This is a genomic window from Synechococcus sp. R55.2, assembly GCF_047462075.1.
GTDB lineage: Bacteria > Cyanobacteriota > Cyanobacteriia > Thermostichales > Thermostichaceae > Thermostichus.
In genome coordinates, this window is sequence record NZ_JANSIH010000295.1 from 1 (window position 1) to 4,170 (window position 4,170).

5 protein-coding genes are annotated in these 4,170 nt (G+C 60.7%); 4 read left to right on the forward strand and 1 reads right to left on the reverse strand.

The features are described from left to right. Window positions 1-108 precede the first annotated feature (108 nt). A complete protein-coding gene (locus NW838_RS09585; protein WP_414342337.1) occupies window positions 109-519 on the reverse strand; it encodes an FHA domain-containing protein in 411 nt (136 codons plus the stop codon). Window positions 520-731: 212 nt separating this feature from the next. Here NW838_RS09585 and NW838_RS09590 point away from each other — a divergent pair, with 212 nt between their 5' ends. From NW838_RS09590 to NW838_RS09605, 4 genes are read left to right on the forward strand one after another with little or no spacing between them, the layout of a single operon-like run. Further along, window positions 732-1,148, forward strand: coding sequence for a rubredoxin (locus NW838_RS09590; protein WP_255344539.1), 417 nt, complete (start codon window positions 732-734; stop codon window positions 1,146-1,148). A gap of 8 nt (window positions 1,149-1,156) precedes the next feature. Then, on the forward strand, window positions 1,157-2,146 hold the full coding sequence (locus NW838_RS09595; RefSeq protein ID WP_049749647.1) for a photosynthesis system II assembly factor Ycf48: 990 nt from the start codon (window positions 1,157-1,159) through the stop codon (window positions 2,144-2,146). Between the two features lie 30 nt (window positions 2,147-2,176). Next, window positions 2,177-3,280 carry an undecaprenyldiphospho-muramoylpentapeptide beta-N-acetylglucosaminyltransferase gene (gene murG / locus NW838_RS09600; RefSeq protein ID WP_414427938.1) on the forward strand — a complete coding sequence of 368 codons (1,104 nt, stop codon included), beginning with the start codon at window positions 2,177-2,179 and terminating at the stop codon, window positions 3,278-3,280. 18 nt (window positions 3,281-3,298) lie between these two features. Continuing rightward, window positions 3,299-4,039 carry an endonuclease III domain-containing protein gene (locus NW838_RS09605; RefSeq protein WP_414356781.1) on the forward strand — a complete coding sequence of 247 codons (741 nt, stop codon included), beginning with the start codon at window positions 3,299-3,301 and terminating at the stop codon, window positions 4,037-4,039. Window positions 4,040-4,170: the final 131 nt, after the last annotated feature.

The following is a 4,170-nucleotide window of genomic DNA, read 5'->3' on the forward strand; positions in this document are numbered from 1 at the left end:
CAAGCGATCCCGAAAATACGGCGACGGGATCCCCTCTCCAAGCGCCGGTTAACCCTTCAACCAGCATGCAGACGGGACAGGCCAAGACCCAACAGGGAAGGCAGCTTCCTACAGCCCAACGATCTGGGTGTTTTCAAAGGTAGCCAGAATTTCATCCAGATCCTTATTTTGCAGCGAGTAGGTAGCGGTGGCATCGTTGCCAAACTGAATCTCGTCCCCGTCCTCAAGATCCCGAAATTCCACCCGTTGCCCACGCACGTAAAGGCCGTTGGTGCTGGGGGTGCCCTGAATGTCTCCGTCGATGATTTGGTAGGTAAACCCATCGGGAGAAGAGGGGGATTCTGTCTTAACCAAAATGGCGTGGTAGCGAGAGGCGTACTGGGAGTCAATGCGAATGCTGTTGCGCGGATCCCGGCCTAAGGAGTAGAGCTCAGCCGTCAACCAGTAGGCTTTTGGCCCGTGACGATCCTTGACGATGAGCACGTGATTGAGGGCCGGTCGGCGAGGGGGCGTGGTCATGAAAGGCACCCGCTTGCACAACACTGAGGGCAAGATAGCCAAAACATAACATAGGATCCCCCTGGTGGATCCCTGTGTCCACCGGATAAGTCTCTTCAGGTCGGCATCCCAGGCTGGTGCGGGATCCCCCTGAGCAACAAGAAAGGGTCTGAGTAGATTTTTGTAACAATTCCTCTCATAATAGGATCGACGATGCGGATGGCTCCCTGACCATGAATGGCTCGCAACCGGATCCCGGTGTTCAACCCCGTTCTCCCAAGACACCGAGGCTCATTGAGTTGCCGGAAGATGAAACCGATGCGCAGCTCAGCGATCCCCTGCGGATGCAGCGCTACGAATGTCGTTCTTGTGGCTATGTTTACGAACCGGCCAAGGGGGATCAGCTCAATCGGATCCCGGCGGGCGTACCGTTTGAGGAATTGCCAGCCGATTGGAAATGTCCGGTGTGCCGAGCCGGTAAGCGCTCGTTCCAAGCAGTGGGCGCCAAGGGCAAGCCTTCCGGTTTTCAAGAGAACTTGCGCTACGGCCTGGGGGTGAACGTGATGACCCCTGCTCAAAAGAACCTGCTGATCTTCTTGGGACTGGCGCTGGGATTTTTATTTTTGATGAGTTTCTATTTCGTCGAGTGAGGGTCAAGATGTTCAAACCCCTGAGGCTGGTGCTGCTGATTGCTGTCTCGGTGCTGCTAATGGCGGCGCGGATGCCCAACATGCGGGTGGTCCCCTGGCAGCAGGTGGAAGTGCCCACCCAGAACATTCTGCTGGACATTGCCTTCACCGGCACCACCCCTTCCCATGGCTGGTTGGTGGGAGACAAGGCGACGCTGCTGGAATCCCGCGATGGGGGTCTGCACTGGCAGGTGCGGGAGCTGCCGGGTCTGGAGCCGGAAGCCTACCTGGCCTCCATTAGCTTTGCTGGGGCAGAAGGCTGGGTGGCCGGGCAGCCGAAGATCCTCCTCCACACCCTAAACGAGGGATCCGACTGGACTTCCATCCGCCTCAACAACCAACTGCCAGGGGAGCCGCTCTTGATCCAGGCTCTGGGCCCTGGCGCCGCCGAAATGGTGACCAATGTGGGGGCCATCTACCGCACCGAAGATGGCGGTCAGACCTGGCATGCCCAAGTGGATGAGCCGATTGGGGCCATCAAAAACATTGCCCGCGGCCCTGAAGGCGAATATCTGGCGGTGTCGTCGCGGGGCAGCTTCTACTTTCTGTACACTCCTGAAAGTCGCACCTGGAAGCCCTACCCGCGGGAAAGCTCCCGCCGCATTCAAAACATGGGCTTTGGCCCCCACGGCAGCGCTTGGAAATTGAACCAAGGGGCGGAGATCGCCTTTACCGATGACTTCACCTCCGGCCAGTGGTCGTCGCCGCTGCGTCCGGGGCGGGCCCTCAGCTTTGGCTACCTCAATGCCGCCTATCAAAACGACCACGACCTGTGGGTGGTGGGGGGTGGCGCTACCCTGATCCACAGCCCTGACGGTGGCAAAACCTGGGAGCAGGCCAAGAAACTCAGCAACATCCCCGCCAACTTCTACAGCATTGAGTTTTTCGGCCCCGAGCAAGGGTTTATTCTGGGGCAACGGGGCACCCTCTTGCGCTATGTCAGCTCCAACAACTCCTGAAGGTCTCAGGGATCCCTAATCGGCACACGGGTGGATATACGCGCCAAGGATCCAGCTTCACGCCCGCGGCTGCTGGTTGCTGCCAGTGGCACTGGTGGCCACATTTTTCCGGCTTTGGCTATTGCCGAGCAGTTGCCCGACTGGCAGATCGAATGGCTGGGGGTGCCGGATCGGATGGAAGGGAAGCTGGTGCGGGAGCGGTATCCCTTGCACCGGGTCGTCATGTCGGGCTGGCAGGGATCCCCTCTCCACAGGCTGCAGGCCTTGGCCCAACTGGCCCGTGCGACCCTACAAGTGCGCCGACTCCTTATGTCGGGACGGTTTGATATTGTCCTGACCACCGGTGGGTACATTGCCGCTCCGGCCATTTTGGCCGCCCGCTCGCTGGGGGTACCGGTGTTGCTGCACGAGTCCAATCGGATCCCGGGCAAAGTGACCCGTTGGTTGGGGAGATTTTGTCAGGTGGTGGCGCTGGGCATGGCAGAGACGGCAGAGCATTTGCCAGGGGTGGCTGCCCAAGTGGTGGGTACGCCGGTGCGGGCCGAGTTCTACACGCCCCAGCCTTTCCCTGCCGACCTCCCCATTCCCGACGGGGATCCCCTCATTGTGGTCATGGGGGGCAGCCAAGGGGCGCGGGGCCTCAACCGCATGGTGGCCGCCTGTGCCGAAGCTTGGTTGGAGGCGGGGGCCTGGATTGTGCATTTGACCGGCGGCAGCGAAGCTCAAGATCCGGAAGCCAGGATCCCCAGCCATCCCCGCTACCGGCCCTTTCCTTTCCGTCGAGATGTAGCTGCCTTGTTGCAGCGGGCCAACTTTGCCATTAGCCGCGCCGGAGCCATGAGCCTGGCGGAGTTGCTGACCACCGCCACCCCAGCCATTTTGATCCCCTATCCCTTTGCCGCTGAGGATCATCAGTATCAGAATGCTCTGGCCTTCGTGGGGCGCGGTGGGGGGGTGGTCATGCGAGAATCCGAAGAGAATCTGGACTTGCTGCGGCAAACGGTGTTGACCTGGTTGGCCCAGCCGCAGGTGGTTGCCCAAATGGCCGCTCGCTTGCAGGCCGCAGCTCCTCCCAATGCCAGCAAGGTTCTTGCCCGCCTGTTGCAGGAAATCCGCCAAAGTTCTGCCCGTTAAGCTGTGGTCCAGCAGAGAGTGGATGGTCTTTCCCACTGCCCGCCTGCGCCCGCTCAAGCAGCGGAGCCCCCTGCCCTGCTGGCGGAACTCCCGCCCGCCGACAGGATGGAATCGCTGTTGATGCGGCTAGAGCAGTGCTTCGGGATCCCCCAGCGGGCTCCCGATGGGCTTTCCCCCCGCCCGGATCTCCTGGACGAGTTGGTGGGCACGATCCTTTCCCAGAACACCACTGACACCAACAGCAGCCGTGCCTTCCGCGCCCTCAAAGCCGCCTTTCCCTCTTGGGAAGCGGTCTTGGCTGCCGATCCGGCAGATCTGGCCCAGGTGATCCGCTCCGGCGGCTTAGCCCACCTCAAGGCAGCCCGCATTCAGGAGATCTTGGCCGCCATTCAAGAACGACAGGGATCCCTGAGCCTCGACTTTCTGCGCGACCTGGACGACGCCGGCGCCCTCGACTTTCTGCTCTCGTTAAAAGGGGTAGGGCTGAAGACCGCCACCTGTGTGTTGTTGTTCGGGCTGGGTCGGGATCTCTGCCCGGTGGATACCCATGTGCATCGAGTGGCCAACCGCCTGGGCTTGGTGCGGGCCAAACATCCCGACGACACTTTTGCTCAGCTTTCCCCTCAGATCCCCAGAGGCAAAGCCTATTCCCTGCACGTCAACTTTGTCCGGCTGGGCAAGCGCATTTGCAAGGCCCGTATGCCCGAATGTGGCCGCTGCCCGCTGCGTCCCACCTGCCCCTCTGGGCGGCAGCGTTGATCCCGACAGCAGGGCTCTATTCTGCGGGCGCAGTAGAAGCATCTGGGATCCCCTCTTGTCCGTTCCTGCCGGCGTCTCTGATACATTTACGCTGAACACTGCTGAACATCACTGTTCAACTATGCAGCGAT